The organism is Streptomyces sp. BV286 (assembly GCF_019090165.1).
GTDB lineage: Bacteria > Actinomycetota > Actinomycetes > Streptomycetales > Streptomycetaceae > Streptomyces.
Window position 1 is genome coordinate 30,378 of record NZ_JAHRIB010000174.1, and the last position, 22,061, is coordinate 52,438.

Here is a 22,061-nt window from a genome sequence, read left to right on the forward strand (position 1 = left end):
GAGACCATGCCCCGAGGACATCGGATCCTGCCCCGCAGGCCCTTCCGCCGGGACAAGCGCCTCGCCTACAACGGGTAGGCAGACCACTCCAGTGACCAAGGAGGACCACCTGTGCGCTCCGTCGATCGGGAGCACCGCCAGGCCGGCGGGCGGACATCGGGCACGCCGCGCCAGACACCGCCGCCCACGGCCATGAGCAGTGCGTGGGTACGGCATCTGCAGCGAGTGGCCGCGGACGGTGCCACCTCGTCGCCCTCCGGAGCCGGCCGGGAGGCCGGGGTCGCCGACCCGCCCCGGGTGCAGCGGGCCCCGGTGGACGAAGGCCTGCAGTCGTCGCGGCCCCTCGACCTCGCACACCCGCACGCCGGTCCGGTGTCCGTCCAGCGGGTGCACCAGAGTGCCGTGACCGAGGACCCTGCCGTCGAGCAGGCCGGGCAGGCCGAAGGGGCCGGGCAGCAGGCCAAGGGGGCGGAGGCCATCGTCCGCCTGTGCCAGTCGATCGAACAGCACACGGTGCTGAGCAAGATGAAGAAGAGCCCCTTCGCACCGGGTACCTGGTGGCCCGAGCAGTGGATGGTCGAGGGCCCGGCCCGGCTCAGGAAGACCCTCGACCGGCGGGTGATGCGCGGCGAGGCCTTCAACAACCAGGACCTGGACGACATCAAACACCTCTCCGCGGTGAACGCACAGTGGCTCGAGAAAGTAGGCATCGGCACCTACGAGCAGGCAGAGACCTACACGAAGGGCCGGTTCGACGACTGGCTGACGCTTCCTGCGGGCAAGCGCGTCCTCACAGCCACCCTGGCCGTGCGCGCCAACCACCCGGCAGTGCGGGAGGCGGGCCGGAGCACGCCGATCTCACCGGACTACACGCTCGGCCGGTTCATGCTCACTCAGGCGCCCAGCACTTCGCCGGAGGAGAAGCAGGACCTGGAGCGGGAGCGCGACGAGCAGATCCGGGAGACGGCCATCGACACCCTGCATCCGGCGGGGATCGCGCCCGAGCGCCTGCACCCGGACGGCATCCCCGAGACGGGCCCCACGACGGGCAAGGGCAAGGGCAAGGGCAAGGGCAGGAGCACGGCACCGGACTTCGTGGCGAAGGACGCGCGGGCCCGCGAGATGCTCACCAAGGTGCTGCTCATCCTGCAGAACGGGCTGAAGCTGTACGACCCGGAGGCCGGGGCGCACGCAGCCGACTACGAAAAGGACGTCATCCGCGCCCTCGCCCACGGCGGACGGGTCAACATCCGTATCCCCGCACTGAGTTCAGCGGCCGAGCCGGCCTACTCGCTGCCGGAGTTCCTGGGCGTGACGCAGGACGACCGTACGAACACCCCCGCGGGGGATGTCGTCGACCGCGGCTTCGCCACGCACCGTACTTCGATCGGGGCCAACAAGGAGGGCAAGCCCGGCGCGTTCAAGGAGAAGGGCGGCGTCGGGGCATCGCTCACCAACATGGTTTCCGTCGGTGCCGACCGCCCCGACCTGTGGGGTCAGGACATCTCGGGTGGCGGCCTCGGCTCCAAGGACTGGAACGGCGACGTGGTGCTGCCGAACGGGTCGTACGGCCACATGCTGCTGGTCCACCACCGGCCGACCACGAAGAAGGACGGCTCGCTGCAGATCGGCATCGAGACCCTCGCACCGGGCGCCCCCAGCCCGGTGGGTTACCAGCACGACTTCACCTCCACCGAGGCCACCGCCAACCCTGAGTCGGTTCTGCACGGGCACAAGGGCGACAAGGTCGGCTCGGGCGGGCTGGGCAAGAACGAACGCCTCGTCGAGCTGGGGGAGTTGGGCAAAGCTCACGCCAGCGGGAACTGGCGCACCTTCCTGGACGAGGTCAAGAAGCAGTGGGACGCCGCACTGGCGGAGACCGAGGACGGCTCCCGGAAACGGCGGGCCCTGTACCAAGGCCTGGTCGGCCCACGAGCACGGCCGGAAGCCTGACGAACAGCGTTCGGCTGCCCGAGGGGTCCGCCCGCGGGCAGGTGGGCTGTCAGGGGGCGGCCCTCTGGGCGGGCGGGTCGAAAGGCGCCAAGACCTCGGGCTTGTGGGACGACGAGGGGGCGGGGGCGTGTCCGTCGGCTCGGGTCGGTCGGTGTGTCGCGCGGACGCACTGTGGGTGCGACCTCACCGCAGCGTGCGCATTGACGTGCCGATGTAAACGGCGAGGACGAGCAGGAAACCACCCCCGGCGAACGCCATCTCCGCAGTGGCGGGCTCTCGTCCCAGCAGCAGGGGCCGCCAGCCGAGGAACACCCCCACCGCGAGACCGGCCCGGATGGTCTGCGGAAGCGGCGACCAGGCCAGCCGCTGGAGGCGGTCGGCACGGGCCCCGATGGTGAAGCAAGGGGTCAGAACGGCGCACCCGACGACGGCAAGGACGACGAACGCCGCCAGCGCGGCGTCGCCGTTCTCGTCGTCCGGGAAGGCCGCCCACTGTCCCGCCGTGAGCGTGGGCAGGTGTTTTCGCTCGTCGATGTAACCGTCCGACCGCGCCCACAAGACGTCAACCGCAGTCCCTTCGACGGGCTTGTCGTACGTGAACGCGCCCGGCACGGCGAGCCGTCCGGGGCCACCGGGCACGGCGACGACGAGGCGGCTGGTGTACCCCTCCAGGTCACCGTCGCTCAATTCCTTGCGCACCTGGCCCGGCTGCGCCACCACGGTCGCGGTGCTCACCACGGCACCCGCATCCCGTAGCGCGTCGATGCGTTCCTCGCCGTCGGGCGAGGTCATCATCGCGGCCGAGGAGACTCCCGCGCAGAAGGCCACGAGCAGCCATACGGCGGCGGTACGGAGCTTGACCCAGAGCACGGAGTCGTGGAAGGCCAGCGCGCCGGGATCGCTCCAGGCATGCGGCGCCTTGGCCAGAGGAACCGTGACGCTGGTGTACTTCCTCCACCATGCCGCTGCTGTCGGCACTCGCAGCGCCCACAAGGCCACCACCCGTACCACAGCGCACCCCATGGCGATGGCACCCCACACCAGGGGCTCACGAACGGGCCGCGGCACAGGCCCGCTCCCGAGCAACTGCCAGCAGGCGACGGCGGCTGCTCCCCACGCGCCGAGCCCGCTCAGACGCACCAGCCAGACCAGTGTGTGCCGCATGCGCGCCCCACCTTTCCTGCGGCGGCCGTCGTATCCCGTTCCCACGAGAAGCCGCGTCGAACGGGCAGACGCGTCGCATCGCGTGCCTCAGGCCCGTCGTTTCCGCGAACCTCGGGGAGTCAGCCGACGGTCTGCTCCGCCGTGGAGGAGTTCCCCGAGCGGTTCCGGGTGATGGCGTAGCCGAAGGCTGTCGCCAGTACGTACATGAGAACGGAGTAGACAGCACTGGGAACTGCCACTTCGGTGTTGTCCAGGACGCTCAGTGCGATGGTGAGGGCCACGGTGGTGTTGTGGATTCCCACTTCCATGGCGCTGGCGACGGCCTGCCCCTCATTCAGGCGAAGGAGCTTGGCACCGCCGTAGCCGATGCTGAGACTTGCCAGGCAGAAGATGCCGGTGACCAGGCCGACCTGGCGGACGTAGTCGGCGAGGTTGTCCCGTTCTCCCAGGAGTGCGGCCAGGGACACCGCAACCAGGACGGCGATGGAGAACACACGGACCGGGCGGTCCGCTCGGGCGGCGAAGTCCGCGGAACGGTTCCGGACGAGCATGCCGATCACGACCGGGATGAGCACGATGGCGATGACTTGCAAGACCTTGCCGAATTGCAGTCCGAGGTCGCCCTCGGCGTCGAAGTGGCTGATGGCCAGGTTGGTGATGAGGGGGATGGTGACGGCTGCCAGCACGGAGTTGATCGCGGTGAGAGTGATGTTGAACGCCACGTCTCCGCGGAACAGGTGGCTGAAGAGGTTGGCGGTGGTGCCACCCGGGGACGCGGCGAGCAGCATCACGCCCACGGCGAGCAGCGGGTCCATGTCGAAGATCTTGACCAGACCGAAAGCGAGCAGCGGGAGCACCACGATCTGCACGGTCAGAGCGAAGGCGACGGCTTTGGGCGAACGCGCGACGCGCTTGAAGTCGGCAGGCGTGAGGGACAGCCCGAGGCCGAACATGATGATGGCGAGAGCGATGGGCAAGCCAATCGTGATCAGCGCTGAATCGCTCATGCCTGAGGCCTTCCTGGATGACGGGCGGCAAAGGCCGGCAAAGCCGCTGCATGGCCGCAGGTCGCCATAGTGAAGCAGCTGTTCAGCATCTAATACAAGGTTTGAGCTGGGCCGTGTGACAGGCGATCCGGGGCGCCGGCGGGGCGCCCGGTGCATGACGCCTCACGAGCCCGTGTGCACGGTAGGCGGTGGGGCGCACCCGGCCGGAGTCAGGCCCGCAGGTAGGTGAGGACGGCCTGGACCCTCCGGTTGGTCTCGTCCGCCGGTGGCAGGTCCAGCTTGGTGAGGATGTTGCCGATGTGCTTGCCGATCGCGGCTTCGGAAACCACCAACTCCTTGGCGATGGCGCCGTTGGACTTTCCTTCGGCGATCAGCGCCAGTACCTCGCGCTCGCGCGGCGTGAGCTGCTCCAGCGGATCGCGGCGGCGGCGCAGGAGCTGGCGCACCACCTCGGGATCGACCACCGTGCCGCCGCTCGCCACCTTGTGGAGTGCTTCCACGAACTCCTCGACCTGGCCGACCCGGTCCTTGAGCAGGTAGCCGACGCCCGATCCGTCGCCGGAATCCAGGAGTTCCGCCGCGTACGACCGTTGCACGTACTGACTGAGGACCAGGATCGGGAGTGCGGGGCGCTTCTCGCGCAGCCGCACCGCGGCATGCAGGCCTTCGTCCTGGAAACCCGGCGGCATGCGTACGTCCGTCACCACGATGTCGGGACTGTGCTCCTCGACAGCGGCGATCAGTGCCGGTGCGTCCCCGACGGCCGACACCACCTCGTGGCCACAGCGGTGGAGGAGGCCGATGAGCCCTTCCCGCAGCAGCACGCTGTCCTCGGCCAGCACTACGCGGAGCGGTCGGCAGCGGTCAACTCGCAAGGAAACTCCACACGCAACAGGGTCGGTCCACCTGGCGGACTGGTCAGGGCCAGTCTGCCATCCAGGACCGACACCCGGTCGGCGAGACCGGTGAGGCCGCTGCCCGCCGAGGCGACCGCGCCACCGCAGCCGTCGTCGCGTACTTCGAGGAACAGGCGTCCCTCGCGATGACCGCCGCTCACCTGCGCCCGGTCGGCGCCGCTGTGCTTGGCGACATTGGCCAGGGCTTCGCAGACCACGAAGTACGCGGCGGACTCGACCGCTTGGACGGGCCGGCCCGGCAGTTCGAGGTCGACGTCGACGGGGATCGCGCAGCGGTCGGCGGCGTCGGTGACCGCGGCAGGAAGACCGTAGTCCGTGAGGACCATGGGATAGATGCCGTGAATGAGTTCGCGCAGCTCCACGAGCGCCTTGCTGCCCTCCTCATGGGCCTTGGCGAGCTGGTCGGAGAGCGGACCGGGCGGGGCGTCGAGGCGGGCCAGCCCCAGGGCCATCGTCAGGGCCACGAGCCGCTGTTGGGCGCCGTCGTGCAGATCACGCTCGATGCGCCGCCGCTCGGCCTCGAAGGCATCGACCAACCGGGCCCGGGAGCGCGCCAGTTCGACCACCTTCGCGCCGAGCTCGCCCTCGCGGGAGGAGATCAGCAGCCGGGTCAGCTCGGCACGGGCACCCGCCGTGACACCAAGCAGGTACGCGCCCAGCGCCATCAGGAGCAAGCCCAGTACGGCGACACCGACAGAGGTCGGCCATGTGGTCACGGTCCACTGCTTGAGCACCTTGACCTCGTTGCCGTCGCCGACCGTGGCCATCAGCACAGGGGCGGCGACCACGGACAGCGGGAGGAGCAGAGCGACCGAGACCGCCAAGGCGTCGACGGGCCACAGCAGTCCGGCGAACAGCAGCGTGTATCCCAGCTCCCGCCAGGTCCCCTGTTCACGCAGCCGGGTGGTCAGCCAGGCCCACAGTCCCGGCGCGGTCGGCACCCGGTGCAGACCGGACACCGGGGTGCCGTCCACCAGGCGAAGCCTGCGCCGCTCCACCCAGGCCACCGGGATGCCGCTGAGGGCGACCAGGACGAGCAGCGGCAGCCCCACCAAGGCGATGACGAGCACACCACTGACGGCTGTCATCGTCACGATTCCCACCAGGGTGGCGACGCCGGTCACCGCGCCGGTGAGCAGGTACGCGGCGGAGCGCCAAGGCCAGGCCGACAGCAGGAAGCCAGGCCGGGACATGGCCTGCCACACATTCCGAGGGTGCATGTGCACGACCGTAAGCGGCTCCACCGGTCCGGTGCCATCGGCCCAGGGACCGCTTCGGGGGTAGGCCTGGCACTACCCCAAGTCTCGGTCGGGCCGTACTGCGCCACGAGGCGCTGTTCCGGTTTCGTTGAGGCACCAACGAGCCGAGGAGCAGGTACTGGTGGGGGAACACATGAGCAACGACGCGATCCGATTGCGTTCCGTGACCCGGCGCTACGGCGCGGGCGGAACGTCAGTGACCGCCCTCGACCAGGTATCGCTTGCCTTTTCGGCAGGCACCTTCACCGCAGTGATGGGCCCTTCCGGGTCCGGCAAGTCGACCCTGCTGCAGTGCGCCGCGGGCCTGGACCGGCCCACCTCGGGCTCGGTCACCGTGGGCGGTACAGAGCTGACCGGCCTGAGCGAGACCAGGCTGACCCTGCTGCGCCGGCAGCGGATCGGCTTCGTGTTCCAGGCGTTCAACCTGCTGCCCTCGCTGACCGCGGCACAGAACGTGGCTCTTCCGCTGCGGCTGGCGGGCCGCCGCCCGAAGAAGGCCCAGGTACTCGAGGTGCTCGACCAGGTCGGACTCGGCGACCGGGCGCGGCACCGGCCGACGGAGATGTCCGGCGGTCAGCAGCAGCGGGTAGCCCTGGCCCGTGCCCTGATCACCCGCCCCGACGTGTTGTTCGGCGACGAGCCGACCGGCGCGCTCGACTCGCAGACCGGCCGAGAGGTGCTGACCCTGCTGCGCGGCATGGTCGACCGGGACGCCCGGACGATCATCATGGTCACCCACGACCCCGTCGCCGCCTCCTACGCCGATCGCGTCGTCTTCCTCGTCGACGGCCGTGTCAACGGCGAGCTGATCGGCACCGGTGCCGAGGACATCGCGGCCCGCCTGACCACCCTTGAGAAGGCGCCGTGCTGACCACCACGTTGCGCACCCTGCGCAGCCGCTGGGTCACCTTCGTCGGCAGCTTCGTCGCCCTCGCCCTGGGGGTGGCCCTGATCGCCGTCACGGGGCTGGCCCTGGCATCCACGCTGGACGCACCAGACCGCAAGCCGGAGCGGTTCGCCGCCGCGCCGGTCGTCGTCAGGGGCCAGCACACCCTTGAGGTGCCCACCTCGAACGGCGAACGCACCGAGGAACTCGCGATGCCGCGTGCCGTACCGGCCGACGTGGTCGCGAAGCTGCGCGAACTCGGGCCCGTCGTCGAGGACCGGTCGTTCGCCGTGCGGACCGGGAGCGGGCCCACCGATCTGGTGGGCCATCCCTGGTCCACCGCGGCCTACGCGCCGTACGACCTTGACGCGGGACGTGCGCCGGAGGCCGATGACGAGGTCGTGATCAGCGGTGACTGGGCCCGCCCGGGGACCCGCGTACGAACCGGCGACGGCACGGTGCGCGTCGTGGGCAGTGTGGCCGGGCTCGGCTTTGAGAACGCCGTGTTCTACACCGACACCCGTGCCGCCGAACTGTCGCCGCGCAGTCTCCAGCTCGTGGTCGACGCCGATGTCGCGGCCGTGCGCGAGACAGCGGGCGGCAACGAGGGCGTTGAGGTCCTCACCGGGGGCGCGCGCCGGTACGCCGATGCCGACCCCGACCGGGACAGCGAGGCCCTCACCGCGATGAACGCCCTGTTCGGCACGGCCGGCGGAGTCACCGGATTCGTGTCGGTGTTCGTGGTGGCCTCGACCTTCGCGTTCGCGGTGGCTCAGCGGCGCCGCGAGTTCGGACTGCTGCGCACCGCCGGAGCGACCCCCGGGCAGATCCGTCGCATGGTCGTCCACGAGGCGCTCGGGGTCGGCGTGTTCGCATCGGCAGCCGGCTGCGGGCTCGGTTCGTACGCCGCTCCGAAGCTCGCCGAGTGGGCGGTCGAGGAGAGCCTCGCGCCCCACTGGTTCACCATCGGCGACTACGTCTGGCCCTACCACATGGCGTTCTGGACCGGGCTGTTCGTGGCCTTGTGCGGCGTACTGGCCGCGTCGTGGCGGGCGGGGCGCACCGGCCCCACCGAGGCACTGCGCGAGGCGTCCGTGGACATCCGGGCGATGACCCGGGGCCGTTGGCTGTTCGGCGCGACCCTGCTGATGACCGCAGTGGTCACGCTGGTCCTTGCCCTGGTGACGAACCCGGGAGATCTGTTGCAACGCAAGACCTATGTGAGCCGGCCGATGCTGTTGATCACCGCGGTCGCCCTGCTCGCGCCGGTACTGGTACGGCCGGTGGCCCGGGGCCTCGCCTGGCCCGCGGCGCAACTGCCGGGCGCCGGCGGGATGCTGGTGCGGGAGAACGCCGCCGCCGGGGTGCGCCGCACCGCCGCCGTCGCGGCGCCCGTGCTGGTCACGGTCGCGCTGGCGGGCTCCCTGCTGGGCGCCACCGAGACCCTCAACCAGGCGAAGGCCACCGAGACGCGCGAACGGACGGCCGCATCCTTCGTGGTCACTGCGGCGGACGACACCGGTTTCGACAAGACGACGCTGCAACGGCTTCGGGCCGTGCCCGGTGCCGAGAACTCGGCGAGTTCGCCGAGCGCCGTGTACACCCTGGAGGACGGCGTGGCACTCATCAGGTCCGACGCCAGGGCCGTCGAGCCGCGACTGCTGGCGGCTACGACCCGTCTCCCGCTCGCCGCGGGGAAGGTGGGCGATCTGGACGACGACTCGATCATCGTCAACGAGGAGTGGCAGAAGCGCACCGTGGGCGAGCGAGTGGACGTGTGGCTCGGCGACGGCACGAAGCGATCTCTGAAGATCGCCGCGGTCATGACTGTCGGCACGGGCGGCAACGGGGTCTACGTCACCCCTCGCAACGCGCTTGCGGCGCCTGTCGACCGGGTTGACGTACGCCTTCTGCCCGGGGCCGACTCCGCTGCGGTGGCCGCCGGTCTGCATCAGGCGGTGCGGGAGTCGGGCGGTGAGGTGTTCACCAGGGACGCGTGGGTGCGGGCGACGTACCCCGAGACCAACCGGACGACCCGGATGGGCCTTTTCCTGGTACTGGGGATCGCCCTCCTCTACACCGGCATCTCACTGGTCAACACGACGGTCATGGCGACCTCCGACCGGGTCCGCGAGCTGGCTGTGCTGCAGTTGGCCGGCGCCACCAGGTGGCAGGTGCTGCGGCTGGTGGGCGCCGAGGCGCTGATGGTGGTCGTGGTGGGCGGACTGCTGGGAGCGCTGGTCGCCGGGCTCAACCTGCTGGGGATGTGGAGCGCGCTGGGCCTGCTCTCGGTGCGGACGTCCGTCGAGATCCCGTGGACGACGCTCGCGGCCGCCACAGGCGCCTGCGCGGTGCTCGCGGTGACCTCGGCGGTCGTTGCGGCAGGCCTCTCCCTGCGCCGCAGCGCAGTGGAACTGGCGGGGGTACGCGAGTGACCTCATGAGTCCTGAAGGGACGGACAGGCGTCGCCGTCCTGCCGGGCACTGGCAGGACGGGGCCCTCGGACGCCGCGGCCCGGCTTCTGATCGACCTGCCTTCTGTCGCCGGGCCGGGGGCTTCGTGGCATTCCGGCCGCCGGGTCGTCGCTGGTCTCGAAGTCAGTTCCGGAGTGGCCGCAGCACTGCCATTCCTGCCTCGAGTCCGACCTTCATGGCGAAGTCGAAGCGGTCCACTTCCAAGCACAAGTCCACATCGGCGGGGTGAGCACCGCGGCGTCGCTCGAGGCGAAGGTCGTCTGCTGCCTGGGAGGCGCGGGCGCGGTGCAGATACGGGCCGGGGTCGGGACGATCCCCGGCCAGGAGCCGGTCCAGGTACTGGGCGCAGGCCAGATCCTCGGCGGCGCGGCCGTCATCGCCGGTGGCCACGAACGTCACCTGGCCCGCGCCGGCGTCCGCCAGGGCCCGGGCCGTCGCGTCGGCCACGACAAAGCTGGCGCACAGTGCCACTTCCGCCTCGACCACAGCCAGAGCCCCGACCGTTCCCGCGGTGGTCTTCTGGATCACGGTGCGGTCGGCCAAGTCGGTCTCCCGGATCAGGCCGGGGGAGTTGACCAGGTCGAACCCGCTGACCGGCGCCCCGTCCTTGAGTGCAAGCCATCCCGGGTGGGACGCCTTGATGGCCAGTGCCTCGTCTGCGTCAGCGGCGAGAACGATCTTTTCTGCCCCGCGGTGGAAAGCCCACGCGGCGGTGGTGAACGCCCGCATCACATCGATCACGACGGCCACCTGTTCGGTGCCGTCGACCTCGGGTATTCCGACTGTTCGGGAGTCCATGTCGGGATGGTCGCAGCCCGACGAAGCGGTTCACAAGGGACGTTGACGATCTGTCGGCGACTCGGGAGCTGCTGAGCCAGGCTCCTCATGGGAGGCGCTCGACCATCGAGTGGGCCGGAGTCGCCCTGTGGTCGACACGCCTGCGCGGCTTGTTCACATGCTCTGGCCGTGATGATCCACAAGGGCAGTGAGGAGCCGGGCCAACTGCTCGCGTTCCGGTGTGGTCAGTGGCGCAAGCGTCTGGTCCTGGACCTGGCTGAGGATCTTGTCCAGCGTCAGTAGTTGCCGATGCCCCTGCTCGGTGACGGTGATGACGTTCTGTCGGCGATCGGCAGGGTTCGGTGAGCGTTCCACCAGTCCGCGATCGGCCAGCTCGTTGATCACCGTGACCATGTCGCCGCGGTAGATGCCTGTGCGGCGGCTCAGGCCGGCCTGGCTGGCGGGTCCGAACTCGTCGAGCGTGGCGAGCACCGCGTAATGCCATTTGCGGGCGTCCGCGCGCGCCAACTCCTCGTTGACCAGGCGATCCGAATGGATCGCGGCCAGCGACAGGAGGCGGGTCGTCAGATTCCGGAGCCGCGCCGCAGTGTCCTGCCGACCGCTCGGATCCGTCATGTCGGGGGTGCTGTCGCTCATGCCGCGATCGTACGTTGCGTTAGTCCCACTAACAAACTACGCTCGCCAGCCAGAGAAGCGTTAGTGCGACTAACGATCTGGTGCGTCAAGTGCTGCCTGCCCGACGCTGCACGCCGAATGCAACCCCTGGAGTCGAGACCATGATCAAGCCGTTCCGCATCGACGTCCCCCAGGCCCACCTCGACGACCTGACCGAGCGGCTGGCCCGCACCCGTTGGCCCAACGAGGTCGCCGACGCGGGATGGGACTACGGCTTTCCGCTGGCGCGCCTCAGGGAACTCGCCGAATACTGGCGAACCGGCTACGACTGGCGCGAGCACGAGGAGAAGCTCAACGAGCTTCCGCACTTCACCACCGAGATCGACGGCCAGAACATCCACTTCGTGCACGTCCGCTCGTCGAAGCCGGACGCACTCGCACTGATCCTCACCCACGGCTGGCCCGGCTCGTTCCTGGAGTTCCTCGACGTGATCGATCCGCTGTCACGCGACTTCCACCTGGTGATTCCGTCCATACCGGGATACGGCTTCTCCGGTCCTACCCACGAACGCGGCTGGGACATGGTCAGGGTCGCGGGCGCCTGGGCTGAGCTGATGCGCCGTCTCGGCTACGACCGCTACGGAGCGCAGGGTGGCGACTTCGGCTCGGGCATCTCCTTGGCGCTCGGCGCGGCGGCACCCGAGCAGGTCGTCGGCGTGCACGTCAACTACCTGCCGACCCGGCCGGTTCCGGACGCCGACATCGAACTGTCCGAGAAGGACGAAGCACGACTCGACAAAGTCCGGCAGCTGATGGTCAACCGTCCGCCGTACCAGGCTCTTCAGGCCGCCACCCCACAGACCATCGGCTACGCGCTGACCGACTCGCCGGTAGGCCAGCTGGCCTGGATCGCCGAGCGCTTCGCCCAGTGGACGGACCCTCGCTCACCGGTCAGCGACGAACGGATGCTCACCGACATCTCGCTGTACTGGCTGACCGCCACCGCGGCTTCCTCGGCACGGCTGCACCACGATGCTCCGCGGCGGATCGAGCCGTGCCCGGTACCGGTCGGCGTGGCGGTCTTCGCCCACGACATCACGCAATCGGTGCGACCACTGGCCGAGCGGCTCTACGACATCAGGCACTGGTCGGAGTTCGAGCGCGGCGGCCACTTCGCCGCGATGGAGGTGCCGGAGCTACTCGCCGAAGACGTCCGGGGCTTCTTCCTGGCCCGCACCAAGTAGGGCTACCCGACCTGCCAGGAGGCACCGCCGAGCCGCGAGCTCCCACAGGGCCCGCGCTCAGCGCTGCCCGCCGAGACCTGTCCGCGTCACCAGCCACACCACACCACACCACGCCGCGCACTGCATACTGCGCTCCGTGGAATCGGCCGATCTTGCGCTTCTTGGTTGCGTTTCTCCTCCGACGAACGACGCTCCTGCGCGCAGCGACACCCCAAGGGTCCGTCTGGCCGCCGGAACCGACCATGGGAAGGAATCTTCCTGCTCCCAGCACCGCGGTGCGGCCCGCATGCACCTTTCGCGATACCCGGTCGATCACACTTCCGCGAGGAGCAGGTCGGCCAGGACGTCGGGCCGTTCCAGGGCGATGAAGTGGCCTGCCTCCGGTACCTGCGTGAAGTCGGCGGAGGGGAGGAGCCTCTTGTTGGCTTCCCGGTCCGAGGTCCGGGACCAGTCCTTCTCCCCGTAGACGAGGTGGACGGGAGCCTTGACCTCGGGATAGCGCGAGCGGGCGGCGATGAGGCTGGGCATGTTCTGGTACACGGCCCTGGCGACGGCCGGGTAGCCGGGGCGGCCGCCCACCAGGAGGAGTTCGTCGAGGTAGTCCTCCCGCAGCGCGGTCTTGTCGACCACCCCGCCCTGCAGGATCCTGCGGACGACGGGCTTGGGCTCCACCCCCGCGACCACCGGGCCCACCCCCGGAGTGAGAACACCGCCGACCACCACACGGGCGAGAAGACTGGACCGGGCGATCCCGCCGGGGAAGTCGTACGTGTTCACCGCGACGACGCGCCGCACCCGCTCGGGCAGATCGGCCGCGGCGGTCAGGGCGAGCACCGCTCCCATGGACTCCCCGACCAGCGTCACGTCGTGGAGGTCGAGTTCGGTCAGGAGCCGCTCGACACCCGCCCGCATCGCCGGTTCGTCGTAGGACGCACCGGGCACGATCTCGGAGTAGCCCATCCCCGGCAGATCGAGGGCGTACACGGTGTACTGATCCGAGATCAACGGGATGAGGGAGCGGAAGTGCTCGGCCTGCGTGCGCACGGTGTGCAGCAGGACCAGGGGAGCACCGGTGCCTGCTCTGAGGTAGCGCAGGGCTCCCTCGTGATTGCGTCGTCCTGCGCGCGCCGCGATCGTGTGACTGGTGGTCCCGGCAACGTGCATCGTGGGACGGGTCTCCTGGTTGGGCATCTCGCTGACTCCTTGCATGGGTGGGTACTGCGGATGGGTGACTCGGGTGCGGTCCGGCAGGCGGACGAGGGCTGGTGGTGCGCCCTCTTCTCCGGGTTCGTGCCTGCTACGTGAGCTGCGCGTACAGGCCTGCCAGGTCCCCGGCCAGGCCTGCCTTGACCTGCCGTGAGATGTCGTCGGCGAGCACCTCGAACGCTCCCGCTTCGATGCCGTCGAGGGCCTGCTCGGCGACGTGACGAGGGTCGGACTTGGGTGCGTCGACGCCGGCCGCCAGGTCCGTGTCGACGTATCCCACGTGCAGTCCGGTGACGGTGATGCCGCGCGGCTGCAGTTCCAGGCGCAGGGAGTTGGTCTGCGACCACAGCGCGGCCTTGGACGCGCTGTAGGAGCCGCCGAGAGCCAGCCAAGACAGTACGGAGTGCACGTTGAGGATGTGGCCGCCGCCATTGCTCTCGATGACCGGCACGAAGGCCCGGGCGACCAGCAACGGACCGTAGAAGTTGGTCTCGAACTCACGGCGTACGTCGTCGATGGGGGACTCGAGGAACGACGCGCCGACCGAGGCGCCGGCGTTGTTGATCAGCACGGTTACGTCTCCCGCCTCGGCGGCCGCCGCTGCCACGGAAGCCGGGTCGGTGACCTCCAGTGCTACGGGGACGGCGTCGGGATGGGTCACGCTGCGCGGGTCGCGGGCGGTGGCGTAGACCTTGTCGGCGCCGCGAGCGTAGAGCTCCTCCACCAAGGCCTTGCCTATGCCACGGCTCCCGCCGGTGACCAGGACGCGGGCGCCTTTGAGTGCGGTCATGCTTGCCTCCACGAAGAGAAACCGATCGGTTTCTCAGACTGTAAACCGATCGGTTTCCGTGCGCAAGCTCGAGGCGTGGGCATCTTCCGGGTTCAGCCGTTTTGCAGGCCTGGGGTTCGGGTGTGGATCTGCGCGCCCGTACGGTCCTTCGCGCCCGAAGCCGGCGAACGGTCGATCACGCGGCAAGGCGGCGTCGGCGTTCGGTGGGCGGTCGCTCGCGGGTCCTTGTAGCGCTGGGCGTGGCGCAGCTCATGGTCGGCTCTCGATGTCACCGACATGAACATCGCGCCGCTCGCGGCGCCACGCAACCTCGGCTTGCGTGCGGCGACCGGCAGTGGGTCCTCACGGGCCGCGCCCTGGCATTCGGTAGTCAGCTGCTGTTCGGCGGCCGACTCGATGACCTTTTCGGCCCACGTATCGGCTTCGTGACCGGGCTGAGCGGTTTCGCGGGCGCGTCCGTCGCGGGCGGCGCGGCCGGCACCTTTGAGTCGAACGGCTCCTTGGTGGCACGCTCACCGAATGGGCCCACCGTCTGTAAACCGATCGGTTTCCATTTGGTCGAATTCGAGTTAACCTCGCCATATGACCACCGAGGCCAAGTCAAATGCCCGAGAGCGGTTGCTGGACGCAGCGGCCACGCTCACCTATCAAGTCGGCGTCGGCATCGGTGTCGACGCGCTGTGCAAGGCGGCAGGGGTGTCGAAGCGTTCCATGTACCAGCTGTTCGAGAGCAAGGACGTACTGCTGGCGGCGAGCCTGGAGGAGCGTACCTCCTCCTTCGTGGCGACGCTCCTGCCCGCGACGGACGACAGTCGTACGCCACGCGAGCGCATCCTGCACGTCTTCGAGCAGGTGGAACTGCAGGCGGGTGCGCCCGAGTTCCACGGGTGCCGGTACTTGGCTGTTCAGGTCGAGCTGAAGGACCAGAGCCACCCCGCGAGCCAGGTGGCACGCCGGATCAAGGAAAACCTGACCGCCTTCTTCCGCGCCGAGGCCGAACACGGCGGCGCGAGCGATCCCGACATGCTGGCCCGGCAACTGATCCTCGTCTTCGACGGCGCCAGCGCCCGGGCGGGGATCGGCGCCGACAACCTGGCGGGGCTCATTGTGCCCACTGTGACCCTGCTGCTTGACGCAGCACACGTGGGCTGACGCATCGCCTGTCAGGACGGGGTCGTGCCCCCCTCTGCTGCTCACCAGGCGATCAACCGAGGCCACCGCCTGCGCAGCCGGCGGCTTGCGGGCCGGGGAACTGCCCGCCAGCCGCCACGGCCCACGCTGGAGCCCCGCCGGTCCGGTGGATGCCAAGATCGCCCTCGCGCGGCTCACTCGCAGATGCGTTCGAGAGGCTTGCGGGGCTCGGGCTGGAACTCGTCGTCCTCCTGGGCTCGGCCATCCTGGCGGACGACTGTCCGCCTGTCGGAGGCGAGCTCCCGTGCCTGCAAGCACACGATTCGGCCCCACGGCACGGACCGGTCTTGATTCGCGCCTCGAACCGACGGACGGTGTCCAACCGTCTTTCTGGTCTGCCTCTTTCGCCGCCCAAGGCGGTCCCGAACGCGGGCTAGCAGCAGTTCATTCCGGTGGGCGAGAGGATCGCGCACGGTCGAGCTGCTGCTCCAGCTCCGCACGGATGCCGGCACTCAGTTCCCCGGTCCTGGGCCACTCGACCACGAGTTCCGCGACATTGCGCAGTTTGATGTTCGTCCGCTGAGAGACCTCCCTGAGGACCTCCCAGCCCTGGAACGGCGTCAGCTGCCCCACCGCGATCATCACGCCGATCGCCTGGTCCACCACGGCATGCGAGTGGACCGCTTCCTGAAGCTGCGCGTTCTCATCCCTCAGTTCCTCCACTTGCTCCTCTACGCCTTCCTGCTGCACACCATCGGCACCAGGAGTCGCATCCACTGCCACCATCGCCTCCTCATGTTGACCTCCCGTCACCTGACGGGGCTCCGTCTCCGCGTTCCCGCAATCGCCCGGCACATCGCCGGCGAGAGGCGAGATCACTGTCACCGGGATGCTGCCAGAAATTCCTCGCGCATATGCCACGCGCGCTGCCGAGGGCAAGGTTGAGGCCATGGCATGGCTGGAAAGGTGCTGCATCGGCCGGGATGCGAGAAGAGTGATGTCGGCTCCGAGGTGCGCCGTGCCGCTCCCGTCGCACGTGCATGCCGTTGCCGAGAACTGTGGTGCTGCGACGGATTCCTGCCGTGCCGGGGTGGTGTCTGGTGTGTATGACACGCAAGCGGAGAGAAAGTACGGCGGATCGGCCGAGAGGGAATGGGGCGTAAACGGGCCGGGGCTGCAAGAGTTGATGGGGCGGCCGCCGCCCTCTGTCGGTGACGGGCGACGACCGCCGTGCACGAGTGCTCGCGTCGACGGTGACGCAAGCACCCGCGCGGGGTCGTCCTTGCGGCCTGGGGCGTGCGGGAGTTCGCCCCACTCGAAACCGGCCGCGAGGACACAGCCGGAGCCCGCGGACCGTTCGCTGCGGGAGGCGGGCTCCGGCCGACTGAGATCCTCGGTGCCGGTGAGGCAGCGAGGACAGCCGGACCGCCGCTCTTCCGGACGGGTAACCAGTCTTTCAGTTCAGGAATACTAATGCGTACTCGTCGAAGCGTCATAGGGCACGTTCCAGCCCGGCCAAGGTGGAATATGCGCGCCCGTGACTGCTGTGCCCGCCGTTTCGTAGACCGATTCGGGCTGTCTGAGACGGGGCGTGCCGTGTCTCCCGCGCGCTGCGGGTTCTCGTCCGGTGTCAGCCGCGCGCCGTCGGCGTGGCCGAGGGGCGTGGGCGGGCGGCGAGAGAACGCCAGATGTCCCTCGCCGCCCGGTCGGTGGGGTCAGGCTGCAGACGGTTGTGCAGGCAGCACGTGGTCGCCGACCTTGTCCGTGCTCAGGCAGAGAGAGCAGACGTGTGCGTCGTGGGTCTGGCAGGCGGCCAGGTCGGGGCGCTCGTACGCCTGGTGGCAGACGTGGCAGTCGTACGTCGTGGCGCTGGGGTTGCCGTCCGTGTCGAGCAGGGGCTCGTCGATGCCGTCGTCGGTGCGGCGCAGGTAGTACTTGCCCTTGGTGACGATGGCCATCAGCGGGGTGAGCGCGAAGGCGATGACGGCCGCGGCGACGGGGGAGTACGGCTGGAGGGTGTCGCCGAGGGCGTGGAAGTACATGGCGATGGACAGCCCCGAGGCGGCGACGAAGGCCACGACACCTACCGGGTTGACCGCGTAGAGCATGCCGCGGCGGAACTCGGGCTGGAGCGGGGACAGCTTCAGCAGGTACTTGTTGATGCCGATGTCGGTGGCGACGGTGACGATCCAGGCGATCGCGCAGTTCGAGTAGAAGCCGAGAATGCTGTTGAGGAAGCTGAACATGTCGGCTTCCATCAGAGCGAGCGCGAAGCCCAGGTTGACCAGGACGAAGACCATGCGGCCGGGGTAGTGCCGGGTGACGCGGGTGAAGGAGTTGGTCCATGCGAGGGAGCCGGAGTACGCGTTCGTCACGTTGATCTTGATCTGGCTGATGACGACGAGCGCGACGGCCAGCGGGAGCACGAGCCAGGACGGCATCATCGCGTCGAAGGCGCTGCGGAACTGCTGGATCGGCTCCGGCGCGGCCTCCGGGCCGACCTTGGCGAGGATGTACACGGCGAGGAAGACACCGATGGCCTGCTTGAGGGCACCGAGGATCACCCAGCCGGGGCCGGCCATGATGACCGCTGTCCACCAACTGCGCTTGTTCGCTTCGGTCTTGGGCGGCATGAAGCGCAGGTAGTCGATCTGCTCACCGATCTGCGCGATGAGCGAGAGGCAGACGCCGGCGCCGAGTAGCACGGAGGCGGTGTTGATGCCACCCTCGCCGTCGGTGCCCGCATAGGAGAGGAAGCGGTCGACGGTGCCCGGGTCGGTCGATATCAGGTAGACCAGCGGGGCCACCATCAGCACGAGCCAGACCGGAGTGGTCCACACCTGGAGCTTGCTGAGTGCCTTCATGCCGTAGATGACCAGCGGGATGACCATGAGTGTGGAGACGGCGTAGCCGAGCCAGAGCGGCAGGCCGAGGCCGATTTTGAGGCCCTGGGCCATGATCGAGCCCTCTAGGGCGAAGAAGATGAAGGTGAAGCTGGCGAAGATGACGCTGGTGAGTACCGAGCCGTAGTAGCCGAAGCCGGAGCCGCGGGTGATCAGATCGAGGTCGATGTTGTAGCGGGCGCCGTAGTAGGCGAGCGGGAATCCGGTGACGAAGATGACCACCGCGGCGACGGCGATCGCTACGAGAGCGTTGCCGGTGCCGTGAGCCAGGCCGATGCCGGCGCCGATGGAGAAGTCGGCCATGTAGGCGATGCCGCCGAGTGCGGTCGTCGCCACGACCATGGGGGTCCAGCGGCGGTAACTGCGGGGCGCGAAGCGGAGGGTGTAGTCCTCCAGCGTCTCTTTCGTCGCCTGGCTCGTCGGGGAGTTCGCTTCTGGGGGTGTCAGACGTGACTCGGTGGCGCTCATGGTCAGCCCTTCGGGGTGGGGGGTGCTGCGTGTGGGTGTGGGAACGGTGAGCGGTTGGGCACCCCCGGTCGGCGCCCGGCCGGGCAGTCGAAGGGCCGGGTGGGGATCACCGGGGTCTCAGAGGCGTTCGGCATGCAGGGCCATCTGGGTCATGGCGCGGCGGGCGCGTTCCATGACTACGTCCATCGAGTCGCCGACGTGGGCGTGCAGGGCTCGGTAGGCCTCGTCGAGGCGGCCGTCGCGGACCAGTTCCATGATCTGGATGTGCTCGGTGATGGTCGTCTCGACCCGGTCCTGGGTGAGGAAGTCGTACATCCGCACGCGGCGTATGCGCTCACTGACCGTCACGAGGGAGTCGGTGAGGGCAGGGTTGCCGGAAGCGCGGGAGAGCTCGGCGTGGAACGTCTCGTCCTGGACGACGAAACGCGGGTCCGGTGTCGGCGGGTGCTCACGCATCGCGTACCAGCGGTCCAGCTCTGCGTGGAGGATCGCCGGATCGTGGCGTAGGGCTGAGTCCTCGATCGCGCGCGCTATTCCGCGCAGTTCCAGGGTGATCCGGAGCTCGTAGAAGTCGCTCAGTTGGGTCAGGTTGGGGATCGTGACGAAATAGCCGTCGGCGCCCCGCTCGATGAGACCGTCGGAGGCCAGACGCGCCAACGCCTCACGCACCGGGGTTCGCGACACCCCGAACTGACCGGCCAGCCGCATTTCGGCCAGCCGCTCGCGCGGGCCGAACGTGCCGTCGAGTACGGATGCGCGGAGCCTGGCGTAGACCGCATCGCGCAGGGAGGGCGCAGGCGGCGACTCCCGTACGGCGACTGTGTCCGGCTGCGTATACAGCTCCGAATCCATGAGCGGACACGCTAGAAACCGCTTGTTTCCTGGGAGCCTCTCGCGTGGTGAACGGCTCGTTTCCTGGATCTCACCGGGCGGTCGGCAGATCCTCGTTGATCATCTGGACGGCGAGCTGGGCTGCACGGTCCCGTCAGTTGAGCGCCCGCAGCACCAGCCGTACAACTGCCATGACTCCTCGCCAGATCCAGTTGAACAGCCCTCCCGCCAGAGCAATGTCAGCTACGTCGGCCGCAGCGTCCGTCCGGTTCGAAGCGGAACTGCACCGGGAGCAGGAAAGGGGCCAACGGCGCTTGCGCGCACCGCACTTCTTGCATATCGCCATGACCTCATTCTCTCCTACTGCTGCACTCCTTCCGTGCCCTTCTGGACGTGGTCGACATGGCGATCCTCGTCCTGGCTCGCCGACGTCCATGCCCAGGAGCCTGATCGGCCAGGGTGAGAACGTGTCTCGGGCCCCTCACCCTGCGTCGGTCACGGAGCGCGGGCGGCGCCGGTGCGTGTCGGTACCGGGTTCGACCGGTGAACCGGTGAACCGGTGTCCGGTCGGACAGGGTGGCTCTCTCCTCTCCTCCTGGCGGGCCCGTTCAATTTGTTCGGGCCCGTCCTGCCGCCTGGCTCTGCGACGAGGAGGCAGGCCGGCTCCGCGGGCAAGTGCGGCCTTGTGCCGGTCGTTCGTGTGCAAGTTCCGTGCTCCTTGATCTTGTGATGAAGATCGTTCTGTTGGAGGCTGAGGCATGCAGAATCTTCCGACATTCGTCCTGGTCCACGGAGCCTTCGCGAATTCGTTCTCGTTCGCACCGCTGCAGGCCGAGCTCGCCCTGCTGGGCCACCGCTCGGTCGCGGTCGATCTTCCGGGGCACGGATTCGAGGCGACCTTCCCCGCGACCTACCAGGCTCCCCAGGACCTCGACGCCCTCGCTGCAGAACCGGGGGGCATCAAGGGAGTCACGCTCGCAGACAACGCCGTCCGCGTGATCGAAGTCCTCGAACGGGCCAAGCGGAACGGGCCCACCATCCTCGTCGCCCACAGCAGGGGCGGCATCACGACCACCGCCGTCGCCAACGCCCGGCCCGAGCTGATCGACCGGATCGCCTACGTCTCCGCCTGGTGCCCCGTCGATCTGGACGTGGCCGGGTACTACGCCCAGCCGGAAATGGCGGACGTCGACGCGGGAGCCTTTGCTGCCACGCTCGTCGGGAACCCGGCCGAACTCGGTCTGCTCCGGACCAACTTCCGCACCGCCGACCCGGCGTCGCTCGCCGCGTTCAAGCGAGCGTTCGCCGCCGACCTCACCGATGACGAGTTCCGGACCTTCCTGAACACCTTCCAGCCCGACGAGAACCTGGATGTCGGTACCTCGGCCGACCGGGCACAGGCCACGACCTGGGGCCGAATTCCCAAGACCTATGTGCGCCTGGCCGCCGATGCCAGCATTCCGCCCGCCGCGCAGGACCGCATGATTCGCGAAGCCAACGCGCTCACCCCTGACAACCCCTTCGACGTCCGGACACTCGAGGGGAGCCACTTGCGCTGGCTCGTCCACCCGAAGCCCGCGGCCGAGCTGCTCGCAAGCCTCGCAGCACGCTGACGCTCCCGTGACTGCCTACGGTCGAGGGACCGCAGGCAGTCACTCGTCCACCTCACCGCAGGCACCGCAGGCAGAGACCTGCCGAATGCGAGCAGGTCCGATCACACCCCGTCCGGGTTCAGGCCGGCGTCGTGAGCGAGCAGGGCCGCCTGGACCCGGTTGTCGCACCCGAGCTTGGTGAGGATCCGGCTCACGTACGTCTTCACCGTGGCCTCGCTCATGTGCAGCCTTCGGCCCGCGTCCGCGTTGGACAGGCCTTCTCCGAGCAGGGCGAGCACATCGCGCTCCCGTGCGGTGAGCCCTTCGAGGCGGTGCCTGGCCTCCTCTGCGCGTGCGGTGGCACCGGGGGAGGCGAGGGCGTCCACGACGTGCCGGGTGGCGGCCGGTGAGAGGTAGGCGTTGCCCGCTGCCGCCGCCCGCACCGCGTTGATCAGCTCGTCGGGTGCGGAGTCCTTGAGGAGGAAACCCGCGCCGCCGTGGCCGAGCGCGCGCAGCACGTTCTCCCGCTCGCCGAACGTGGTGAGAATGAGTCCTCGTACGTCGGGTGAGGTCCGGCGCAGTTCGGCCAGGGCCGTCAGGCCGTCCATCACCGGCATCTGGATGTCCAGCAGGGCCACGTCGACGGCGGTGCTGCGGGCGGTGTCCACCGCCTCGCGGCCGTCACTCGCCTCGGCGACCACGTCGATGTCGTCGGCCGAGGTGAGGATCATCCTGATGCCGGCCCGGATGAGCGGCTCGTCGTCGGCGACGAGGACCCGGATCACGCGGCCTCCTGGGCGGTATCGGTCGGGATGGGGACGGT

General features: G+C 69.0%; 18 protein-coding genes. 6 read left to right on the plus strand and 12 right to left on the minus strand.

The window, feature by feature from the left end:
- Positions 1-111 precede the first annotated feature (111 nt).
- Positions 112-1,953, plus strand: coding sequence for a PE-PGRS family protein (locus KUF83_RS42875; RefSeq protein WP_308403222.1), 1,842 nt, complete (start codon positions 112-114; stop codon positions 1,951-1,953).
- A gap of 183 nt (positions 1,954-2,136) precedes the next feature.
- Here the strand turns inward: KUF83_RS42875 and KUF83_RS31970 are convergent, their stop codons facing one another.
- The 4 genes from KUF83_RS31970 to KUF83_RS31985 form a co-directional block, all read right to left on the minus strand.
- Positions 2,137-3,117 (minus strand): hypothetical protein, encoded by a 981-nt coding sequence (locus KUF83_RS31970; protein WP_217458496.1) that lies wholly within the window; start codon positions 3,115-3,117, stop codon positions 2,137-2,139.
- A gap of 119 nt (positions 3,118-3,236) precedes the next feature.
- The gene (locus KUF83_RS31975; protein WP_217458497.1) at positions 3,237-4,124 is read right to left on the minus strand and encodes a bile acid:sodium symporter family protein; all 888 of its coding nucleotides are present in this window, start codon (positions 4,122-4,124) and stop codon (positions 3,237-3,239) included.
- 209 nt (positions 4,125-4,333) lie between these two features.
- A complete protein-coding gene (locus KUF83_RS31980) occupies positions 4,334-4,966 on the minus strand; it encodes a response regulator transcription factor (protein ID WP_217458498.1) in 633 nt (210 codons plus the stop codon).
- On the minus strand, positions 4,966-6,234 hold the full coding sequence (locus KUF83_RS31985; protein ID WP_217458598.1) for a sensor histidine kinase: 1,269 nt from the start codon (positions 6,232-6,234) through the stop codon (positions 4,966-4,968). The genes KUF83_RS31980 and KUF83_RS31985 overlap by 1 nt, the downstream gene beginning before the upstream one ends.
- Positions 6,235-6,433: 199 nt before the next feature.
- Here KUF83_RS31985 and KUF83_RS31990 point away from each other — a divergent pair, with 199 nt between their 5' ends.
- Together KUF83_RS31990 and KUF83_RS31995 are read left to right on the plus strand one after the other, a co-directional pair.
- The gene (locus KUF83_RS31990) at positions 6,434-7,171 is read left to right on the plus strand and encodes an ABC transporter ATP-binding protein (RefSeq protein WP_217458499.1); all 738 of its coding nucleotides are present in this window, start codon (positions 6,434-6,436) and stop codon (positions 7,169-7,171) included.
- A complete protein-coding gene (locus KUF83_RS31995) occupies positions 7,165-9,621 on the plus strand; it encodes an FtsX-like permease family protein (RefSeq protein WP_217458500.1) in 2,457 nt (818 codons plus the stop codon). The genes KUF83_RS31990 and KUF83_RS31995 overlap by 7 nt, the downstream gene beginning before the upstream one ends.
- A 162-nt stretch (positions 9,622-9,783) precedes the next feature.
- On the opposite strand, the gene KUF83_RS32000 is transcribed toward KUF83_RS31995, so the two are convergent.
- Both KUF83_RS32000 and KUF83_RS32005 read right to left on the minus strand, forming a co-directional pair.
- Positions 9,784-10,458, minus strand: a complete 675-nt coding sequence (locus KUF83_RS32000) for a 2-phosphosulfolactate phosphatase (RefSeq protein ID WP_217458501.1) — start codon at positions 10,456-10,458, stop codon at positions 9,784-9,786.
- A 153-nt stretch (positions 10,459-10,611) separates the two neighbouring features.
- Positions 10,612-11,094 (minus strand): MarR family winged helix-turn-helix transcriptional regulator, encoded by a 483-nt coding sequence (locus KUF83_RS32005; protein ID WP_254644681.1) that lies wholly within the window; start codon positions 11,092-11,094, stop codon positions 10,612-10,614.
- A gap of 140 nt (positions 11,095-11,234) precedes the next feature.
- Here KUF83_RS32005 and KUF83_RS32010 point away from each other — a divergent pair, with 140 nt between their 5' ends.
- Positions 11,235-12,317, plus strand: a complete 1,083-nt coding sequence (locus KUF83_RS32010) for an epoxide hydrolase family protein (protein WP_217458502.1) — start codon at positions 11,235-11,237, stop codon at positions 12,315-12,317.
- Positions 12,318-12,629: 312 nt separating this feature from the next.
- Here KUF83_RS32010 and KUF83_RS32015 read toward each other — a convergent pair whose 3' ends face one another.
- Both KUF83_RS32015 and KUF83_RS32020 read right to left on the minus strand, forming a co-directional pair.
- Positions 12,630-13,508, minus strand: a complete 879-nt coding sequence (locus KUF83_RS32015; protein ID WP_217458503.1) for an alpha/beta fold hydrolase — start codon at positions 13,506-13,508, stop codon at positions 12,630-12,632.
- 106 nt (positions 13,509-13,614) lie between these two features.
- The gene (locus KUF83_RS32020; protein ID WP_217458504.1) at positions 13,615-14,313 is read right to left on the minus strand and encodes an SDR family oxidoreductase; all 699 of its coding nucleotides are present in this window, start codon (positions 14,311-14,313) and stop codon (positions 13,615-13,617) included.
- A gap of 582 nt (positions 14,314-14,895) precedes the next feature.
- Between KUF83_RS32020 and KUF83_RS32025 the strand changes: the two genes are divergently transcribed.
- Positions 14,896-15,465, plus strand: coding sequence for a TetR/AcrR family transcriptional regulator (locus KUF83_RS32025; protein WP_217458505.1), 570 nt, complete (start codon positions 14,896-14,898; stop codon positions 15,463-15,465).
- A gap of 423 nt (positions 15,466-15,888) precedes the next feature.
- Here the strand turns inward: KUF83_RS32025 and KUF83_RS42880 are convergent, their stop codons facing one another.
- From KUF83_RS42880 to KUF83_RS32040, 3 genes are all read right to left on the minus strand, one after another.
- Complete coding sequence (locus KUF83_RS42880) at positions 15,889-16,419, minus strand: ANTAR domain-containing protein (protein WP_308403223.1); 531 nt, start codon at positions 16,417-16,419, stop codon at positions 15,889-15,891.
- A 740-nt stretch (positions 16,420-17,159) separates the two neighbouring features.
- On the minus strand, positions 17,160-18,815 hold the full coding sequence (locus KUF83_RS32035) for a cytosine permease (RefSeq protein ID WP_217458506.1): 1,656 nt from the start codon (positions 18,813-18,815) through the stop codon (positions 17,160-17,162).
- Between the two features lie 117 nt (positions 18,816-18,932).
- Complete coding sequence (locus KUF83_RS32040) at positions 18,933-19,667, minus strand: GntR family transcriptional regulator (RefSeq protein ID WP_217458507.1); 735 nt, start codon at positions 19,665-19,667, stop codon at positions 18,933-18,935.
- A 737-nt stretch (positions 19,668-20,404) separates the two neighbouring features.
- Between KUF83_RS32040 and KUF83_RS32045 the strand changes: the two genes are divergently transcribed.
- Entirely contained in the window at positions 20,405-21,259 is an 855-nt protein-coding gene (locus KUF83_RS32045; protein ID WP_217458508.1) for an alpha/beta fold hydrolase, read from the plus strand.
- 101 nt (positions 21,260-21,360) lie between these two features.
- Here the strand turns inward: KUF83_RS32045 and KUF83_RS32050 are convergent, their stop codons facing one another.
- Entirely contained in the window at positions 21,361-22,023 is a 663-nt protein-coding gene (locus tag KUF83_RS32050; protein WP_217458509.1) for a response regulator transcription factor, read from the minus strand.
- Between the last annotated feature and the right edge of the window lie 38 nt (positions 22,024-22,061).

What these genes read in the sequence shown, in the direction of transcription:
- KUF83_RS32040 (WP_217458507.1), bottom strand. Translation starts at nt 19,667, where the DNA reads ATGGATTCGGAGCTGTATACGCAGCCGGACACAGTCGCCGTACGGGAG.
- KUF83_RS31985 (WP_217458598.1), bottom strand. Translation starts at nt 6,234, where the DNA reads ATGTCCCGGCCTGGCTTCCTGCTGTCGGCCTGGCCTTGGCGCTCCGCC.
- KUF83_RS32025 (WP_217458505.1), top strand. Translation starts at nt 14,896, where the DNA reads ATGACCACCGAGGCCAAGTCAAATGCCCGAGAGCGGTTGCTGGACGCA.
- KUF83_RS32015 (WP_217458503.1), bottom strand. Translation starts at nt 13,508, where the DNA reads ATGCCCAACCAGGAGACCCGTCCCACGATGCACGTTGCCGGGACCACC.
- KUF83_RS32005 (WP_254644681.1), bottom strand. Translation starts at nt 11,094, where the DNA reads ATGAGCGACAGCACCCCCGACATGACGGATCCGAGCGGTCGGCAGGAC.
- KUF83_RS31975 (WP_217458497.1), bottom strand. Translation starts at nt 4,124, where the DNA reads ATGAGCGATTCAGCGCTGATCACGATTGGCTTGCCCATCGCTCTCGCC.
- KUF83_RS32000 (WP_217458501.1), bottom strand. Translation starts at nt 10,458, where the DNA reads ATGGACTCCCGAACAGTCGGAATACCCGAGGTCGACGGCACCGAACAG.
- KUF83_RS32020 (WP_217458504.1), bottom strand. Translation starts at nt 14,313, where the DNA reads ATGACCGCACTCAAAGGCGCCCGCGTCCTGGTCACCGGCGGGAGCCGT.
- KUF83_RS31970 (WP_217458496.1), bottom strand. Translation starts at nt 3,117, where the DNA reads ATGCGGCACACACTGGTCTGGCTGGTGCGTCTGAGCGGGCTCGGCGCG.
- KUF83_RS32010 (WP_217458502.1), top strand. Translation starts at nt 11,235, where the DNA reads ATGATCAAGCCGTTCCGCATCGACGTCCCCCAGGCCCACCTCGACGAC.
- KUF83_RS32035 (WP_217458506.1), bottom strand. Translation starts at nt 18,815, where the DNA reads ATGAGCGCCACCGAGTCACGTCTGACACCCCCAGAAGCGAACTCCCCG.
- KUF83_RS42880 (WP_308403223.1), bottom strand. Translation starts at nt 16,419, where the DNA reads ATGCAGCACCTTTCCAGCCATGCCATGGCCTCAACCTTGCCCTCGGCA.
- KUF83_RS32045 (WP_217458508.1), top strand. Translation starts at nt 20,405, where the DNA reads ATGCAGAATCTTCCGACATTCGTCCTGGTCCACGGAGCCTTCGCGAAT.
- KUF83_RS31990 (WP_217458499.1), top strand. Translation starts at nt 6,434, where the DNA reads ATGAGCAACGACGCGATCCGATTGCGTTCCGTGACCCGGCGCTACGGC.